Source organism: Nostocoides sp. F2B08 (assembly GCF_009184895.1).
Classification (GTDB): Bacteria; Actinomycetota; Actinomycetes; order Actinomycetales; family Dermatophilaceae; genus F2B08.
Genome location: NZ_WESE01000002.1, coordinates 775,574 through 793,541 on the forward strand (window position 1 = coordinate 775,574; position 17,968 = coordinate 793,541).

The following is a 17,968-nucleotide window of genomic DNA, read 5'->3' on the forward strand; positions in this document are numbered from 1 at the left end:
CGCCGGTGCTCGCCGACTCTGACGCTCAGTGCATGTCCGGCAGCAGCTCCTGCGCGTCGGCGTAGGTGAGCCCGGTCAGCTCGAGCAGGTCGATGAGGATGCTGCGGGCCTGGCCGATGATGACGACGTTGGACAACGACAGCGCGTGGTGGTCGATGCCCGAGCTGAGGTCGCCCGCCGCGATGATCCGGTCGCGCGCGCGGGTGGGGAGCCGCCGGGCGGTCAGCTCGCGGGCGCAGAACTCCGCGATGTCGGCGACGTCGTCGATGAGCGCGATGACCTCCGGCGAGACCGGCTCACCGCGATACGCCGACACCGTGACGCGCCGGGCGAGGACGCGAAGGTTGCGCAGCATCCGGTCCAACGGGGCGACGAGCGCCGCGACCTCCTGCATGTCCTGCCGGTGTCCCCGCAGCAACGGCGAGTAGCGCACGAGCTCGACGCCCTCGGCCGCTGCCGTCGACAGCTCGGAGAGCATCGTCTCGGTGGCGCGCGCCCGGTCGAGCACGGCGTCGGCCGCCTCCTGGTCGCCGGACCCCAGCGCGGCCTCGGCTGACCGGAGCGTCGCGGCGGCCTCGCTGAGGACGGCGGCGGCGCGGTGCCGCGGTCGCTGGATCGGCGAGGTCGGCGCGACCAACGCGATGACGAGCGCGATCGCACAGCCGAGCAGGGCGTCGGCCCACCGGGCGAACCCGGAGTCGACGCCGGGGAGGAGTGTGATGACGACGGCCGACTGGATGCCCGCCTGCATGACCATGAGCGTGCGCGCGCCGAGCCAGAGTGCGACCGACATCGCGATGAACACGGCGAGGGTGATCTGCCAGGCGCCGCTGCCGAAGACGGTGACGAAGATGTCGCCGACGAGGACACCGAGGAACACCCCGACGGCGACCTCGACGACGCGCGAGATCCGCTGCCCGTAGGACAGGCCGAGACACAGGATCGCGGCGATCGAGGCGAAGAACGGCTGCTCGTGTCCGAGCAGGCGCTGACCGAGAAACCATCCGAGCCCGGCGGCGAGCGCCATCTGGGTGACGAGGAACAGGTGCGACCGCCACCGCCGCAGGCTGCGCCGCTGCGAGGCGAGACCTGCCCGGCCCGCGCGCTCGCTGAGGTCGAACGCCCTCAGCGACATGTGCTGCAGCGCCGTCCCCCACGGCCGTGCGGGTCGGTCCGGCACCGGATCGGGTCCGGATCCGGTATGCGGTGGTCGCGGCGTCTCACTCACGCGCCCATTGTCCTCGGTCGCCTGGGTCCAGCCGGCCGAGGCAGCTCTGCTCGGAGCGTGACCGAGATGCCCTCGGTGTAGGTGCCGTCGCGTCGCTTGCGGGGCAGCTTGACGGCGTGGGCGACGACGACGCGGGCCAGCGCCTCGGGGTCCGGATGGCCGAACTGGGCGCCGATGGTCGAGAGCAGCCAGCGGCGTGACTGCACCTGCCGTCGGCGTCGCCGTAGGCGGTGATCGCCGAGCGCGAGGTGTCGGCCGCGACCTCGGCCGCGGCACTGAACCCGCCCCAGGGACAATTGCCGTCTCGACCCTGTCGGACGCCCCTGGGTCAGACCTGCCGGCGGTCAGCGCTGCGGGACCCACAGCGGGGCGGGCACGCCGTTGCCGGTGAGGTCGTCGCACCGGACGAACTGCCTGCCGACCCGCTGCAGCGAGCACGACGAGGATGTCGACGTCCGCTCGGGCATTGGGCCGGGATCCGGCTTCGCGGACGAGGGGACGGCGGTGGTGGCGAGAAGCGCGCACGCGACAAGGGCGGTGGCGGCACTGCCGATGACGCGGGAGTGAAGAGGGGACATGACCTGACCTCACGATCGATGGGGCGCCACCCGGACGGATGGCTTCACCGTTGTGACAGACCGCGGTACCAGAGCCGTACCGGGCGGGTATCACGCCGGTATCGCGGCCATTGACGGGCCATCTCCGCAGGTGGACATTCATGACATGGGTATCGCCGTGCTCGGTCCACTCGAGCTAGACGGAGCGACCTCGACCATGGGCCTGCGCGACCGCGTGGTGCTCGAGGCCTTGGCGGTCCGGCCGGGCACGGTGGTCCGCGCGGAGTCGCTCGCCGAGGCGATCTGGGGCGAGACCCCGCCGCCGTCGTGGTCGAAGGTCGTGCAGGGGTGTGTCTCGCGTCTGCGCAGGAGACTGGGAGCCGACCTCATCGAGACCGCGGAGCACGGCTACCGGCTGCGGGTGCACGTCGACCACCTCGACCACCTCCGCTTCGAGCGGCTGATCGGCCGAGCCCGTGAGCTGCTCACGCTCGGCGAGCCCGAGCGATCCGCCTACCTGCTGCGCGAGGCCCTGGACCTCTGGCGGGGCGAGCCCTTCACCGAGCTCAACGGGTGGACGCCCGGGCTGATCGAGCACGAGCGCCTCGTCGAGCTGCACCGCGACGCCGAGGAGCTCCACGTCGAGGTGATGCTGCGGTCGGGACACCACGACGACGCGCTCGCGCCTGCCGTCGCCCTGCTGCACGAGGCGCCGTTCCGTGAACGCCGTTGGGGGCTGCTCGCGCTGGCCCAGTACCAGAGCGGGCGTCAGCACGAGGCACTCGACACGCTGCATCGGGCGCGCACCGTGCTCGTCAAGGATCTCGGCCTCGACCCCGGTCCGGACCTCGCCGCGCTCGAGCAGGCGATCCTGCGCCAGGACCCCTCGCTCGCGGTGCAGGCCGCGATCCCCGAGCCCAGCGCCGTCTGCCCCTACCCGGGGTTGGTGGCCTATGACATCAGTGACGCGGGGTCGTTCTTCGGCCGGGAGTCCGACATCGAGGCGTGCCTGGCCCACCTCGATGAGGGCAGCGCGCTGGCGATCGTCGGCGCCTCGGGCAGCGGGAAGTCCTCGCTCGCGCGAGCGGGCGTCGCGGCTGCGTTGGAGCGGGACGGCCGCCGGGTGCGCGTCGTGACACCCGGGCGGCATCCGATGGACATCCTCGCCGAAGTGCCCCACCGCAAGGGTGACGTGCTCGTCGTCGACCAGTGCGAGGAGGTGCTGGCACCGGAGGTCGATGCCGACGAGCGCCTGGCCTTCCTCGCAGCGCTGACCGTCGTCGCCGGCAGAGGACCGTTGATCCTCACGCTCAGGGCCGACCGACTCGGCGAGGTCTCCCGGTACTCGGACTTCGCGCACCTGGTCGAGCGCGGCCTGCACCTCCTGGGTCCGATGGACGCCGACGCGCTCCGACGGGCGATCGAGGGGCCGGCCGCACAGGCGGGCCTGCGGCTGGAGCCGGGTCTGGTCGACCTCCTCGTCCGCGAGGTGGAGGGCGCCCCCGGGGCGTTGCCGCTCCTCTCCCACGTGCTGCGGCAGACATGGACCCGGCGAGAGGGGAGCACCCTGACGGTCGCCGGCTACGCGGCCACCGGCGGGATCCAGGAGGCGGTGTCCCAGTCGGCCGAGACAGTGTTCAGAGGGATGACGACCCGCCAGCAGGACATGCTGCGAGACCTCATGCTGCGTCTGGTCGTGCCGAGTGACTCCGGCGACCCGGTGCGCACCCGGGCACCGCGACGGTCGGTGGCCGCCGACGAGGAGCACGAGGCGGTCATCGAGAGCCTCGTCGGAGCGCGGCTCCTCAGCAGCGACGGTGACACCGTCGAGATCGCCCACGAGGCGCTCGCAGTCGCCTGGCCGCGGCTGCGCTCCTGGCTCGACGACGATGTCGAGGGTCTGCGGATCATGCGGCACCTCGCGGTCGCGGCCGACAGCTGGGAGGAGCTCGGCCGAACGGCCGGCGAGCTCTACCGCGGGCCGCGCCAGGCCCGTGCGCAGCAGTGGCGAACCCGCAGCGCCCCGACGCTCACCCGGACCGAACAGGACTTCCTCGATGCGTCGGAGGCGCTCGCCGAGGCCGAGGCGCGCGCGACCGAGAAGCAGGTGCGCCTCGAGCGTCGCGCCAACCGTCGACTTCGGTGGGGCCTGGCGGCGGTGGCGGGACTCCTCGCCATCGCGCTAGTGGCCGGGGTCGAGGCATTCACCGCGGAGCAGCGGGCACAGCATCAGGCGAGCATGGCCGAGCAGCAGGCGATGGCCGCGGATGCCCGCCGGCTGGGCGCCGAGGCGCTGCGCAGCGACATCCTCGACCGCGCGCTCCTCCTCGCCGTTGCGGGGACCGAGCTGGACGACACGCCCGACACCCGGGGCAATCTGCGCGGGGTGCTCGATCGTGCGCCCGAGCTGATCGGCATCCACAAGGTGACCACACCGATCTCGGGGGCGGTGGCCCCCGATGGTCGAAGGGTTGCCACGACAGGGTGGGACGCCGGGGTGACCATCGTCGACACAGAGACCGGTGACGTGGCTCACAACCACGACATCCCCCTTTACGGCGTGAGCTTCAACCCGAACGGCACCCAGCTCGCCGCCGCCGTCAATGTCAGCACGCCGAGTGGCGAAAGGCGGGTCGACCCGCTCCCGGTCCGGATGTTCGACCCCACGACCGCGGTCCTCGCCAATGCCCAGCTGGGAGGTCAGCCGCAGGGTCGCGTGGTGCAGGAGTCCCTGGCGTTCAGCAACGACGGACGCTGGCTCGTGGCAGGGTTCGTCCACCCGACCCAGCTGGACACGGAGACCTGGATCAGGGTCTGGGACACCGCAGACCTCGCGCGTCCGGTCGCGGCGTTCAACCTACCGTTCCCCATACACAGCCAACTGGCCGTGAGCGACGACGGGGCGCGGGTATACCTGGCGAACGACGACGCGGCCCTGATGCTCGACGCCGCCTCCGGTTCGGTACTCCGGTCCGCACCGGACATCGGGCCCATCGCCCTCACCGCCGACGGGTCCGTCCTGGTCGGCGTGCGAGGCCGACAGATCGCGCTTCTCGACCCGGAGCTGCTGACCGTGACGTCCGTCATCGAGGAGAACGAGGACATCGACGGGCTCATGCTCTCCCCGAGAGGAGGGATGCTGGGCTACGGGGTCGACGGCGCCCTCGTCGTGCGGTCACTCACCGACCCCGACCAGGGCGGGCTGCGGCTCACCGGAGCTGAGTCCGGCGGGATCGGGTTCAGCCCCGACGGCCGGACGCTCTACAGCAGGGGAGGCGAGAGGCTACTGGTGTGGGACCTGGTGGGCGACCGCCGCTTCGTGCGATCCCTCCCCGTCGAGCCGCAGCGAGACTCGGACAGAGCCATGACGATGGTCTCTCCGGACGGCCGGACGGTGGGGAGCCTCATCGGCGGCGTGCCTGAGTCGTTCGCCGTCCAGTTCCTCGACGTCGAATCAGGAGTCCGGACCCCGATCTCTACGTTCCGAGAGAGCAACACCTACTTCGGTGACCTCTCCTGGCGGCCTGACAGCCGAATGCTCGCCAGCGTGCAGAACGACCAGTGGGTGGACCTGTGGGACCCGGCCACCGGGCAGGCCGCGGGCCAGCACCGGGTTCCCGACCGCTACGGGATCGTCGAGTCCGTGAGGTTCAGCGGGGACGGAGACCGACTGGTGGTGGGGACGCACGAGGGCTGGGTCTACACCGTCGACGTCTCCACCCTGGAGATCCTCGGCAAGCCTGTCCTCGTGACGGCTGACGTGCCCATACGCGGCCTCGCGGCGAACGGCGACGGGGAACGAGCGCTGGTGTGGATCGACCGCAAGCTCCAGCTGCTGGACCTCGCACAAGGAAGGGTGCTCAAGTCCGCCGATCCTGGTCTGGACGTACAGGGATTGGCGTGGACGCCCGACGGCAAGACCGTCGTCCTGGTCGGAACCGACCCGTCCCGGGACGTCCAGAGCACAGTGGCGTTCCTGGATCCGAGCACCTTGGCGACGGTCTCCAGGTCATCGGGACCCCACATCGCCGATGGTTACATGATCCAGTTCTCCCCCGATGGCGGGCAGTTCGCGACGTCTGGGTCAGGTCGGGTGGGCCTCTGGGATGCCCGGACTCGCGGGTACCTCGGTTTCGTAACGACTGACGAAGAAGCCCACGCAGGGTTCGCCCCGGGCACCTCCGACGTGCTCATAGCCTCCCTGGACGGGGAGGTTTCGGTCTGGGACCCCAGGCCTGAGGCTGCCGTCGCGGCGGCATGCCGCATCGCCGGCAGGGAGATGACCGACGCTGAATGGAGCGCCTACCTGCCCGACCGCAAGCCGTTCGACGTCTGCCCTACGTGACCAGTCGAGAGTGCACGACCTGCCGTGAGGCGAGTGGCGCATACGGCACGTCGTGCACTCTCGACCGAGGCCATGCGCGCGCCGCCTCAGAGCGTGGCGCGCATGATGTTCGTCAGCTGGTCGCCGTAGTGGTCCCGCAGCGCGACCTTGCGAGCGAGGTCCTCGATGATCGCCGGGGCGAAGTCGACCTCGTAGAGCCGCTCGCACGAGCCGAGGCCGCCGGGGCTGAAGACGTTGACCTCCATGAGCTTGTCGCCCACGATGTCGAGGCCGACGAGGAACATCCCGTCCGCGACGAGCTTGGGGCGCACCGCCTCGACCATGTCGAGCATCTCCTTGGTCACGGTCGCCTTGACCGCCTTGCCGCCGGCCGACATGTTCGAGCGGATGTCGTCGGAGCTGCTGCGCCGGCGGAACGCCGCGTAGGCGTCGCCGACCATGAGCGGACGGCCGTTCATGACGAACATCCGCACGTCGCCGTCCTTGGCCTCGGGCAGGTACTCCTGCGCTACGACGTAGCCGTCCCGGGCGATGGCCTCGATCATCTGGGAGAGGTTCGGTGACTCCTTGCCGGTCACCATGAAGACGCCCGAGCCACCCGATCCCTGGAGGGGTTTGAGCACCGCCTTGCCGCCGAGCTCGTCGACGAACTTGGCGATCCGGTCCTCGTCCCGGGAGATGAGCGTGCGCGGACGCACCACCTCGGGGAACTGCTGGAAGTAGGCCTTGGACAGCGCGTTGGCCAGGCTCGACGGGTTGTTGACGACGAGAACGCCGCTCGAGGCGATCAGCTCGCCGAAGGCGACGCCTGCATTGTTGGCCCAGGGTGCCTCCTGGGCGTCGTCCGCCGGGTCGGAACGGAGCATGACGACGTCGAACTCGTCGAGCGCGACCCGTGCCTCGGTCTCCGGCTTCTGGACGTCGGCGAGGTAGCGCTCGAGCGAGCGGTAGCCCTTCTTCGCTCCGCCCCACCCGCGGGCCTCGAGCGAGCCGTCCGGCTCGTAGCCGAAGTCGCCCATGCCGATGAGCCACACCTCGTGCTCCATATTGGTCGCCGCCATGGCGAGCCGGGTGGTGGTGTACTCGGGCTTCTCCGTCTCGACGTCGTTGACGACGAATCCGATCTTCATGGCTCTCCTCTGGTGAGCTGGGTGAGGTCGTCCGCCGCGGCGGCCTCGGCGAGGCGCTCGGTGGTTCCGGGGAGGTCCCAGAACCGGGGCAGGACGGTGGGTGGGTGGATCAGACCCCGCTCGGTGAGGTCCTCGACGAGCGGCAGGTCGGTCAGCGCGAACTTGCCGGAGTACAGCGGTTCGAGTGAGCCGCCGTGGCGGACGTGGCCGAGCAGGTCCAGCAGCCCGCGCAGGTAGATGGCGTCCTTGGTCAGGCCGCCGGAGCGGAACACGCGCATGACGGTCGTGAAGGCGGCGCCGGAGGGCAGGCCCGCGTCGAGCAGCCGACGGTGGCAGTCGACGAAGCCCGCACCAGCGAGCAGGTCGTGGACGACGACGACCCGGGCGGCGAGCTGGCGCAGTCGCGCCGCGGTCAGCCCTCCGACGGCCACCTCGGCCACCACGGCCAGGCCTTCCTGCGTCTCGTCGTAGTGCGCCAGCCCGGTGCCGAGCACCGTGATCGGTTGACGGCTCCCGTTCACCTGCGTGATGAGGTGGGTGCCGACCTCGTGCTGAAGGAGCGCGAAGGTGCGCCGGGTGACCACGGTCGACCGCGCGCCGATGAGCAGTGCGGTCCCCTCGCACAGCACCCCCGAGACGTCGTCTCGGACCTCGACGTGCAGCCCGATGTCGGGGGCGATCCCGCGGTAGTGGTCCAGCTCCTGCTCGGCCAGCGCGCGGAACTCCTCCGCGTCGAGCTGCCCGTCGTCGGCCTCAGGAGGCTCGACGGTGAGCAGCAAAGCCCCCGCGCGCTCGTACAGCGCCGGCGACACCGCCCCGTAGAGCTCGACCGACATCTGCAGGAAGTCGGACGTGCCGCGCGCTCGGAGCATCTGCAGCTGGAGCTCCATCTCGCGGTGCTTGGCGCGCAGCAGGTGCCCCAGCGTGCGGTCCTCGACCTCGGCGGGGTCGATCCGAGCGAGCTCGGCCTCGAGCACGTCCGGGTCGGTCTCGAGGTCTCGGTAGGCGAACGCCGGCTCGGCGACGTCCTCTGCGAGATAGGCCTCCCGCGCCTGGTCCGCGTTCACCGGGGTGACGTCGAGCAGGAACCGCACTCCGCCCGACAACCGTGCCAGAGCGTGGTCGATCGCCAGGTCGCCCGGAGCGAAGGGCACTGCTCAGTCGCCGATCTCGCGCAGTGCGGCGAGCACGGGCTCGTGCGTCGCGGCGAGCGCCTGCCGCAGCTGCGCGATGCGGCGCTCGTCCGGCGCGCCGGTCCACTCGTCCATGTAGGTCTTCTTGAACTCGAGGGCGAGGCAGACACCCCGGCCGGCGTACCGCTCGTGCACCCACCACGACAGGGCACGGCCCTCGAACTTGACGTTCTCCCGCACGTCGATCTGGCCGCCCTCGGTTCGCTGCGCGCCGAGCGACTCGGCGAAGGCGTCCACGACCCCCTGGAAGACCTTGCGGTCGACCGTGCCTGTGCCGAGGTTGACCTCGGGGTTGTCATCGACCGGCTCCGGCTCGGCGTCGGGCCCGTTCCGGCGGTGGTTGTACGAGTGGACGTCGTAGAGGACGAACGGGCCGCGGGCCGCCACCTGGTCCAGCCGGGCAGCGAGATCCGCGTAGAACGACGCGTACACCTGCTGGCTCCGGCGCACGATGGCATCCTCGAGCGGGTTGCTGCGCCACACCTCGAGGTCCCAGCAGTCCTCCGGTGTCCGGTACACCGCGTCCTCGAGTAGACGGTTGAGGTCGACCTCGAAGCGGGACCGGTTCACGACCACCCGGGCGGGCGCCAGGTCCGCGATCCGGTCGGTATGCGGGTCCTCCTCACGCAGTCGGGTCGCCTCGTCGAGGATCATCTGCTCGGCCACCTCGGGCCGGAGGTCGTGGCCGGTGTGGATGGCGGTGGCGACGAGCTGTCCGCTCCAGTCGCCGCTGAACGTCGCCGCAGGTCGCGGGCTGGTTTCCATGGGACGTGTCTACCTCAGATCCGCCGCCGATGTGGAGTCGTAATGCTCATGGGGCATGCTGGGGAGATGACGGTGACCAGCGCATACACCCTCAACGACGGCGCGGAGCTGCCCTCGATCGGCTTCGGCACCTATCCCCTCCGCGGCGAGTCCGGCGTCGCCGCGATGGTGGGTGCGATCGAGAACGGCTACCGGCTGCTCGACTCGGCGGTGAACTACGAGAACGAGGTCGAGGTCGGGGAGGCGGTCCGGGCCAGTGGTCTGGACCGCAGCGAGCTGCTCGTGACCACGAAGATCCCCGGCCGGTTCCACGCCAAGGACCTCGCGGTGCGCAGCGTGGAGGACAGCCTGCGGCGGATGGCGTTCGACGTGCTCGATCTCGTTCTGATCCATTGGCCGAACCCGAGCCGCGGTCTCTATGTCGAGGCGTGGGAGGCGCTGGTGGAGTGCCGCGAGCGCGGGCTCGTGCGCTCGATCGGCGTCAGCAACTTCACGGAGGAGCACCTCGGCCGGATCATCGACGCCACCGGCGTGACTCCCGCGGTCAACCAGGTCGAGATCCACCCGCGCTTCCCGCAGGAGGAGCTCGTCACGGTCCACGAGCGACTCGGGATCGTCACCGAGTCGTGGTCGCCCCTGGGCAAGGGCAGCGTGGACCTCGACGCAGAGCCGATCGCCGGGCCGACGCAGCGGCACGGCGTGAGTGCCGGGCAGGTCGTCCTCCGCTGGCACCTCCAGCGTGGACTCCTGCCGCTGCCGAAGTCGGAGTCGCCCGAGAGGCAGCGCGAGAACCTCGACCTGTTCGGATTCGAGCTGAGCGACGACGAGATGGCGGCGATCACTGCGATGGGTGTCGACCGCGGCCGGCGGTTCGACGGCGACCCGAACACCCACGAGGAGATGTAGACCGTACCCCCCGCGGGCGCAGATCTCGCCGGCGGGTGGACCTGGGGTGAGCGGGCGCAGCAATTGCCGCAGCAGGTGGGCGGATCTGCGGCCGATGGGCGGATCTGCGGCCGATGGGCGGATGTGCGGCGGAGCGCGGCCGCAGCTCAGCGCAGCATCATCGACCTCCGCCGCCGGGGCTCGGAGGCGGGGGCGCCCTCGTGGTGCCGGCGGCTGCGACCGCACCATGCGCCGTAGCGGTTCGCGAGCGGGGAGGCGGTCAACCCGTGCGCGAAGACGCTGATGACGACGGTGCATGCGATGGTTGCCACGATCCGACGCAGAGCCACGTCGTCGTCGAGGCTCTCGAGGGCAAGCAGCGCGAACACGACCGAGGCGAGTCCCCGTGGACCGAACCAGCCCACGAAGGCGACGGTCGGCCACGCGAATCCGGATCCGAGCAGACTCAGCGCGACGGGCACCATGCGGATCACAGTCAGGGCGAGCACCGCATACAGCACCTCGCGCCAGCCGACCTCGGACACGATGAGCGGCACGACGCCGACGCCGAAGGCCAGCCAGACGGCGTACCCCAGGGGCTCCGAGAGCGCCTCGGTCAGACTCGTGGGAGAGGACTCCTCCTCCTCCCACGTCAGCACTCCCGCCAGCGCCATCCCGGCGACGAACGAGGCCACGAACGCGTTGACGCCGGCGAGGTCTGCGCCGAAGTAGGCCAGGACCGGCATGGCCAGGACGCCGATCCTCCGGGAGTGCGTCGAGCTCAGACCCCGACCGTCGGACCAGCGCAGGAGAGCGCCGCCCCCGGCGCCGACGGCGATCCCCACGACCACGCCGAGAACGAGCTCCACGACGGCCTGCGCCACCGACTCGCCCACGCCCAGCCCCTCGGTTCCGGCGATCGCGGCGATCGCGAAGAGCACCACAGGCGTGGCGAGACCGTCGTTGAGCCCGCTCTCGACGTTGAGCAGTCGGCGCACCCGGACGGGGACGACCGGGTTGAGCACGGTGGCGGCTCCGAGCCCGGCATCCGTCGGGGCCAGAGCGGCCGCGAGCAGGAGGGCGAACATCACGGGCGTGCCGGGGAGGACGATCAGGGCCAGGCCGTACCCCAGCAGCATGGTGAGCGGAAGACCAATGAGGAGGAGCCGAACGGCCGGGCCCGGATCCCGCTTGATCTCGCGGGGCCGCACCTGCGAGGCGTCATGGAACAGGATGAGCGCCAACGTCACCTCGGCCAGGATGGTCAGCGGTTCTCTGAGGGTCTCCGGGGCGAACGGGCTGACCGCCGCCAGTGCCGCCCCAACGCCCAGGAAGATGATGGGCGCGGTGATCGAGAGCCGGCCGAGCCCTCGGGTCACTGCCGCGAAGCCGAGGACGAGAACTGCGAAGACCACGACCGCCCCGGTCATCGCGTCGCCCTCTTGCCGATCTCGCCGGCGAGGACGAGCAACACGACCGGAACGACCAGGGCCGCGACCAGGGTCCGCACCACGACGTCCCCGCTCAGCGACGCGGCGATCACCAGGGCGGCCGAGATGTTGCGCTGCGCAGATGCCAGCCCAACCAGCCACCGGTCGGCTCGCGACCGCCCGACGGCGGCGAGGTAGCCGGCCGCGAGGCCGACCACGAGGACGATGAGGGCTCCGACGAAGATCCACGTGCCCACCGACCCCAGCACGTCACGCCAGCTGACGAGGATGCCCGCCCCCAGGGCCAGGAAGAGCGCACCCGTCGAGACCTGGCCGACCGTCCCGGCCCAGGCTGCAGCGACAGCCGGATGGCGCGCCCGGGCCAGCAGCCCGAGCAGCAGCGGTATCAGCATCAGCACCACGAGCGAGGAGGCGATGTCCCAGGCCGACACCTCGGCACCGGGGACGACGAGGGGCACCACGAGCGGGGCATAGATCACGGTGACGACCATGAGCAGCACCATGCTGCCCACGGCCAGGTTGGGATCGCCGTTGGCCAGTTTGGCCAGCGCCGGGAGGAAGGGCGCGCCGGCGCAGCACCCCAGGAGGATCACGGCGGTCGCTGCGGCCTCCTCCATGGGCAGCACCCGGGTGGCGAGGACGGTCAGCGCCGGGACGACGACGAAGTTGACCACGAGCAACCCGATGACCAGGACGCCGTTGCGCAGCGGGCGGAGTATCCCGGCAACTGTCAGGCTCAGCCCCATCGCCGCCATGCCCGCGACGACGAAGGTCAACATCGCCACTCTCGTGATCGCGAGGAGGACCTCGTCCATAGACGGACTCCAGACTCAGATCAGCTTCGGGTAGGTCACGAGCAGCACGGCGGCGACGACGAAGACCGCCCAGCCGAGAACGAGGAAGGCCGACTGAGCCCCCCTGGAATGCATTCGACCCGACAGTGCACCGAAGAAGAGCACGGTCGCGAAGGCCACCGTCAGAACCGTGTAGTTGTCGGAGCGCTGATTGTTCTCCAAGGCCTCGGCGAACTTCGCATCGGCGCGGTCGTCGGCCTCGGCCGCGGCGACCGACTCGGGGATGACGTAGGTCGGCATCTCGAAAGGGGTCGCCGGAGCGTCGGGGTCGAGTAGCGGCCGCTCCTCGAGCCAGAGCGGGAACGTCGTCGCCAGCGGCTCAGGGAACCGGTCCTGCAGGAACGTGGTCAGTGTCTCGTCCTGCGCCTGGTAGGCCTGGAGCCACTGGGTGAACAGCGAGACCTGGACTGCGGCCTTGCGGTTGGCGGCTCCCTCCAACCGCGCCGCCTCGATCCGGGCCGTCGACGCCTGTGAGAACGAGATCGACATCGCCCCGCCCCACTTGCTCGACTGGAAGCCGGTCCAGGCCGTGACGATCGCCGTCACCGAGAGGAGGATGACCGCGGTCAGCTCACGCCACTCGATCCGCCGTCGCTCGCGCGGGGCCGCCTCCGCCTCGCTCACCGATCCGACTCCGTCCCCGGGTCGCTGTCGGCCCGTGCTGCCTCGGAGCATAGCCGGACGACCGCGGGGGCGGGGCTATGCCTCGCCGTGGCGGGCTGCCGGAGCCGGGCCGACCGCGGCGTGCATCCGCTGAAGCAGATCGGCGGCGACACTCACCGCGATGACCGCCGGATCCTTGCCGCCGACACCGGGCAGCCCGATCGGTGTGACGACGCGGGCGACATCCGACTCCGACAGGCCGTCGGCGAGCAGGCGCTGCCGCATTCGCGTCCACTTGGCGCTCGACCCGATCAGGCCGACCATCCCGAGCCGCGGCTCCGTCATCCGCAGCGCCGCGTCGACGATCGCGTGGTCCTCGGCGTGGTCATGGGTCATGACGAGGACGTGCGTCCCGGTGGGCAGGGTCACGAGAACCTGCTCGGGCAGCAGCGGCACCGAGTGCACGTGGATCCGTGCGTCTGCGTCGCGCAGCGGGGCCATCCGCACGTCGTCGAACCGCTCCGCCCGCGTGTCGACGAGGTGCAGGTCGACGTCGTGCCGGGCAAGGATCCGCGCGAGCTCGTGCCCGACGTGCCCCATCCCGAACACCGCGACCGCAGGCCGGATCGGCAGCGGCTCGAGCAGCACGGTGACCTCCCCACCGCAGCACTGGACCCCGTGCGAGGGCACGACCTTGTCCGACAGCGTCGACGTGAACGACTCCGGGACCGTCACCTCACCCGAGATCATCTCGCGGGCGACCTCGATCGCGACCGCCTCCAGGGCGCCGCCGCCGATCGAGTCCCACGTCGTCGTCGCCGAGACCACCATCTTGGCGCCCGCGTCCCGCGGGGCATGACCACGCACGGCGGTGACGGTGACGAGCACCCCCGGCTCCCCGCGGGAGCGCAGGTGTTCGACGGCTGCCAGCCAGCGCATACCTTTCAGACCTCCGGTTCTCAGACCTGGGTGACCTGCACAGGATGGCCCAGCTCGGTCGGTTCAGGCACGGCGGGACGGTATGCGCGGCGCGCCTCGTCGAGAGCCCAGAAGACCGCCTCGGGTGTGGCGGGCGAGTCCAGCACGACGCTGTGGCCGGTCGGCCCGAAGGCCGCACACGCCTGGCGCAGCGCCTCGCGGACCGAGAACGCGAGCATGAGCGGCGGCTCGCCGACCGCCTTCGACCCGTAGACGACGCCCTCCTCGTGAGCCCGCTCGAGGAGGGCGACGTTGAGCTCCTCCGGCATCTCGGACAGGCTCGGCAGCTTGTAGGTGCTCGCGCTCTGCGTGGTCAGCCGCCCTCGGCGCTCGGGGTCGTCGGACTCGTCCCAGCGCAGATCCTCGAGCGTGAGCCAGCCTGCGCCCTGGACGAACCCGCCCTCGATCTGGCCGATGTCGACCAGTGGCGAGAGGCTGTCGCCGACATCGTGGACGATGTCGACCCGGCGGGTGCGATAGGCCCCGGTGAACCCGTCGACCTCGACCTCGGCCGCCGCGACGCCGTAGGCGAAGTACTTGAACGGCGTCCCGTGCATGATCTCGGGGTCCCAGTGGATGCCCTCGGTGCGGTAGTAGCCGGCCGCGAAGAGCTGCACCCGGGAGAGATAGGCGGTGTGGACGAGCTCGGCCCACGGCATCGAACGCTCCCCGGCCCGCACCTCGCCGCCCTCGAACCGCACGTCCTCGACGGGCACCTCCATCCGCTCGGCGGCGACCGGCCGCAGCCGGGCGAGGATCTGCTCGCAGGCGTCCTTGATCGCGCCGCCGTTGAGGTCGGCGCCGGCCGAGGCGGCGGTGGCGGAGGTGTTCGGCACCTTGTCGGTGCGGGTCGGTGCGAGGCGGACCCTCGACAGCGGCACCCCGAGCGCAGTGGCGGCCACCTGGAGCATCTTCGTGTGCAGGCCCTGGCCCATCTCCGTGCCGCCGTGGTTGATCAGGACGGTGCCGTCGCGGTAGACGTGGACGAGCGCGCCGCCCTGGTTCATCGCCGTGAAGTTGAACGAGATCCCGAACTTCACCGGCGTGATCGCCAGGCCGCGCTTGACGTGCTCGTGCGCCGCGTTGAACCCGGCGAGCGCGCCGCGACGCCTCTCCAGCTCGGCCGTCGAGGTCACCTGGTCCCAGGCCCGCACGAGCCGCTCGGTCTGGTGGACGACCTGGCCGTAGGGCGTGGTCTGCCCATCGGTGTAGAAGTTGCGTCGGCGCAGCTCGTGCGGCTCGATCCCGAGCAGCGGCGCGCAGCGACCGATGATGTCCTCGGTGACGAGCATGCCCTGCGGCCCGCCGAACCCGCGGAAGGCGGTCTGCGAGGTCTTGTGCGTGCGGGCCACCCGGCCGACGATCTCGACGTCGGGGATCCAGTAGGCGTTGTCGACGTGGCACAGCGCCCGGGCGAGCACCGGCTCGGAGAGGTCGAGACTCCAACCGCCGTCCGAGGTGAGCGTCGTCTGCAGCGCGACGAGATGCCCGTCGTGGTCGAAGCCGACCCGCCAGGCCGCGTGGAACCCGTGTCGCTTGCCGGTCATCGTCAGGTCCTGGGTCCGGTTCAGCCGCACCCGGACCGGTCGCCCGGTGAGCGTCGCCCCGAGCGCGGCGACGGCGGCGAAGCCGTGCGGCTGCTCCTCCTTGCCGCCGAACCCGCCGCCCATTCGCAGGCACTGCACGGTCACTTCGTGGGCGCCGACGCCGAGGACGTGCGCGACGATCTCCTGGGTCTCGGTCGGGTGCTGGGTGCTGCTCTGGACGAAGACCCGGCCGTCGTCGCCGACGGTGGCCAGGCTGGCGTGGGTCTCGAGGTAGAAGTGCTCCTGCCCCGCGAAGGTGATCTCGCCGGTGAACGTGTGCGCGGCGCGCGCGAGGGCGCTCATCGCGTTGCCGCGGCGCACGGTCCGGGTGGCGCCCTGGTAGCTGTCTGCCTTGATGGCGTCGGCGATCGTGACGATCGAGCGGAGCGGCTCGTAGTCGACCCGGACCTCGGCGGCGCCGAGCCGGGCCGCCTCGAGGGTCTCCCCGAGGACCCAGCACACCGCCTGCCCGACGAAGCACACCTCGTCGGGGAACAGCGGCTCGTCGTTCTTGGTGCCCGAGTCGTTGACCCCGGGGACGTCGCCCGCTGTGAGCACCCGCACCACGCCGGGGATCTCGTATGCGGCGCACACCTCGAGCTGGGTGACGCGGGCGTGGGCGTGGGGGGACTGGACGGGCCAAGCGTGCAGGACGTCCTTGGTCCGCGGGTGGAGGTCGTCGGTGTAGAGCGCCCGGCCGGTGACGTGGAGGACGGCGGACTCATGGGGCAGGGCCTCGCCGACGACGGGGTTCTCCGGGCGCGCGGACAGGTGGCTCATGACGTCGCCTCCTGTGCCGATCCGGGCCGCTCCGCCGACTCCTCGCCGGTCTCGCGGGCGAAGAGCGCGAGCAGCGACTGCTCGAGCATGGCGCGGCGGTAGCGGTCGCTCGCGCGCATGTCGGAGATCGGCGTCCCCTCGGTCGCGAGCACCGCGGCGGCGCGGGCGACCGGCTCGGGTGACCAGCGCATACCCTCCAGCGCGGCCTCGGTCGCGCGGGCGCGCACCGGGGTCGCCGCGATGCCGCCGACCCCGATCCGGGCCCGGCGCACGGTGCCGTCGGCGATGTCCAGGGCGAAGCCGACGGCCACGCTCGAGATGTCGTCGAAGCGGCGCTTGGCGACCTTGTGGAAGGCGGTCGTGCCGGCGAGCGGCAGCGGGATGCGGATCTCGCGGATCAGCTCGTCCGCGGCGCGAACGGTCTCGCGGTACCCGGTGAAGAAGCCGTCCAGCGGCACGACCCGGTCCCCCGACGGGCCGGTGAGGACCAGCGACGCCTCGAGGGCGAGGAGGACCGGCGCCGCGTCGCCGATCGGGGAGGCGGTGGCGAGGTTGCTGCCGAGGGTCGCGGCGTTGCGGATGAGGGGCGAGGCGAACTGCGGGAACAGCTCGTCGAGCAGCGGGACGTGTCCGGCCAGCCCGCGCTCGACCTCGCTGAGCGTGAGGGCGGCCCCGATGCGGATGTCGCCGTCCCCGACGTGCAGCTCGCGCAGCTCGGGGAGCCGGTCGACAGCCAGGACGAACGGCGGTCGCAGGCCCTGCAGGTTGATCGCGACGCCGAGGTCGGTCGAGCCGGCGAGGACGAGCGCCTCGGGATGCCTCGTGAGGATCTCGAGGGCCTCGCCCAGGTCGGCCGGTCGCACGAACTCCTCATCACCCGAGCGGATCCGGGTGCGGGGCACGTCCGGCGGCGGGAACGAGCGCCGGGACACGAGCGGGTCGTGCGCGTCGGGCGCCCCGAGGGCGAAGGCCGCGTCGCGGATGGGGCGGTAACCGGTGCAGCGGCAGAGGTTGCCGGACAGGGCGTGGAGGTCGAAGCCGTTTGGGCCGCAGTCGTGGTCGACGGAGTCGGAGCCGTCCACGCCGGAGCCGTCCACGCCGGAGGCAGCGCGCGGCGTGCGGTCGGCCCGGTAGTACTCCGCCGCCATCGAGCAGACGAATCCCGGTGTGCAGTAGCCGCATTGGGAGCCGCCGCGCTCGGCCATCTCGCGTTGGACGGGGTGCAGGTCCTCGGGTGAGCCCAGCCCCTCGACCGTGACGACCTCCTGCCCGTCGAGCGCCGCGACGGGGACCAGGCACGAGTTGATCGCGACCCACTCGGTCGGTTCGGCGCTGCCCTCGGGCGTCGGCCGCGCGACGAGGACGGCGCACGCGCCGCACTCCCCCTCCGCGCAGCCCTCCTTGGTGCCGGTCAGGCCGCGTTCACGCACCCAGTCGAGGAGGCTCGTATGCGGGGGCACGCCATCCAGTGGCACCCGGCTTCCGTTGAGCACGAGGTCGGCCGCTGGCGTGCTGACCTGCTCAGACCTGGTCCGCGACGTCGTCATCCAAGGCTCCTCGCATCCGATCGCTCAACGGTACCCCCTGCCGGATGGGGGTAACGGCACCGGATC

The 17,968-nt window shown here is 71.2% G+C and carries 14 protein-coding genes; 2 read left to right on the forward strand and 12 right to left on the reverse strand.

The window, feature by feature from the left end; translation table 11 throughout:
- Window positions 1–25 precede the first annotated feature (25 nt).
- The 3 genes from GA707_RS20775 to GA707_RS20785 all read right to left on the reverse strand — a co-directional run bounded on the left by GA707_RS20775 (window position 26) and on the right by GA707_RS20785 (window position 1,806).
- Window positions 26–1,228 (reverse strand): aromatic acid exporter family protein, encoded by a 1,203-nt coding sequence (locus GA707_RS20775; protein ID WP_193315213.1) that lies wholly within the window; start codon window positions 1,226–1,228, stop codon window positions 26–28.
- Window positions 1,225–1,434, reverse strand: coding sequence for a hypothetical protein (locus tag GA707_RS20780; RefSeq protein ID WP_193315214.1), 210 nt, complete (start codon window positions 1,432–1,434; stop codon window positions 1,225–1,227). Before GA707_RS20780 ends, GA707_RS20775 begins: the two co-directional genes overlap by 4 nt.
- A 138-nt stretch (window positions 1,435–1,572) precedes the next feature.
- Window positions 1,573–1,806 (reverse strand): hypothetical protein, encoded by a 234-nt coding sequence (locus GA707_RS20785; protein WP_193315215.1) that lies wholly within the window; start codon window positions 1,804–1,806, stop codon window positions 1,573–1,575.
- 145 nt (window positions 1,807–1,951) lie between these two features.
- On the opposite strand from GA707_RS20785, the gene GA707_RS07275 reads away from it, so the two are divergent.
- Window positions 1,952–6,130, forward strand: coding sequence for a BTAD domain-containing putative transcriptional regulator (locus GA707_RS07275; RefSeq protein WP_152177710.1), 4,179 nt, complete (start codon window positions 1,952–1,954; stop codon window positions 6,128–6,130).
- A gap of 86 nt (window positions 6,131–6,216) precedes the next feature.
- On the opposite strand, the gene GA707_RS07280 is transcribed toward GA707_RS07275, so the two are convergent.
- Genes GA707_RS07280 through GA707_RS07290 form a run of 3 tightly spaced genes read right to left on the reverse strand, consistent with a single transcriptional unit; the run spans window position 6,217 to window position 9,218 of the window.
- Entirely contained in the window at window positions 6,217–7,260 is a 1,044-nt protein-coding gene (locus GA707_RS07280; protein WP_152177711.1) for a glutathione synthetase, read from the reverse strand.
- Entirely contained in the window at window positions 7,257–8,414 is a 1,158-nt protein-coding gene (locus tag GA707_RS07285) for a flavohemoglobin expression-modulating QEGLA motif protein (protein WP_152177712.1), read from the reverse strand. Before GA707_RS07285 ends, GA707_RS07280 begins: the two co-directional genes overlap by 4 nt.
- A gap of 3 nt (window positions 8,415–8,417) precedes the next feature.
- Window positions 8,418–9,218: an N-formylglutamate amidohydrolase gene (locus GA707_RS07290; RefSeq protein ID WP_152177713.1), complete on the reverse strand. Its 801-nt coding sequence runs from the start codon at window positions 9,216–9,218 to the stop codon at window positions 8,418–8,420.
- A gap of 66 nt (window positions 9,219–9,284) precedes the next feature.
- On the opposite strand from GA707_RS07290, the gene GA707_RS07295 reads away from it, so the two are divergent.
- A complete protein-coding gene (locus tag GA707_RS07295) occupies window positions 9,285–10,124 on the forward strand; it encodes an aldo/keto reductase (RefSeq protein WP_152177714.1) in 840 nt (279 codons plus the stop codon).
- A gap of 146 nt (window positions 10,125–10,270) precedes the next feature.
- On the opposite strand, the gene GA707_RS07300 is transcribed toward GA707_RS07295, so the two are convergent.
- The 6 genes from GA707_RS07300 to GA707_RS07325 all read right to left on the reverse strand — a co-directional run bounded on the left by GA707_RS07300 (window position 10,271) and on the right by GA707_RS07325 (window position 17,902).
- A complete protein-coding gene (locus tag GA707_RS07300) occupies window positions 10,271–11,533 on the reverse strand; it encodes a sodium:proton antiporter (protein ID WP_152177715.1) in 1,263 nt (420 codons plus the stop codon).
- Entirely contained in the window at window positions 11,530–12,369 is an 840-nt protein-coding gene (locus tag GA707_RS07305; RefSeq protein WP_152177716.1) for a bile acid:sodium symporter family protein, read from the reverse strand. The genes GA707_RS07300 and GA707_RS07305 overlap by 4 nt, the downstream gene beginning before the upstream one ends.
- 15 nt (window positions 12,370–12,384) lie before the next feature.
- Window positions 12,385–13,032 carry a hypothetical protein gene (locus GA707_RS07310; protein WP_152177717.1) on the reverse strand — a complete coding sequence of 216 codons (648 nt, stop codon included), beginning with the start codon at window positions 13,030–13,032 and terminating at the stop codon, window positions 12,385–12,387.
- Window positions 13,033–13,107: 75 nt separating this feature from the next.
- The gene (xdhC, locus tag GA707_RS07315; RefSeq protein WP_152177718.1) at window positions 13,108–13,950 is read right to left on the reverse strand and encodes a xanthine dehydrogenase accessory protein XdhC; all 843 of its coding nucleotides are present in this window, start codon (window positions 13,948–13,950) and stop codon (window positions 13,108–13,110) included.
- Window positions 13,951–13,970: 20 nt separating this feature from the next.
- Window positions 13,971–16,355: a xanthine dehydrogenase molybdopterin binding subunit gene (xdhB, locus tag GA707_RS07320; protein ID WP_152177719.1), complete on the reverse strand. Its 2,385-nt coding sequence runs from the start codon at window positions 16,353–16,355 to the stop codon at window positions 13,971–13,973.
- The gene (locus GA707_RS07325) at window positions 16,352–17,902 is read right to left on the reverse strand and encodes a xanthine dehydrogenase small subunit (protein WP_152177720.1); all 1,551 of its coding nucleotides are present in this window, start codon (window positions 17,900–17,902) and stop codon (window positions 16,352–16,354) included. Before GA707_RS07325 ends, xdhB begins: the two co-directional genes overlap by 4 nt.
- Window positions 17,903–17,968 lie beyond the last annotated feature (66 nt).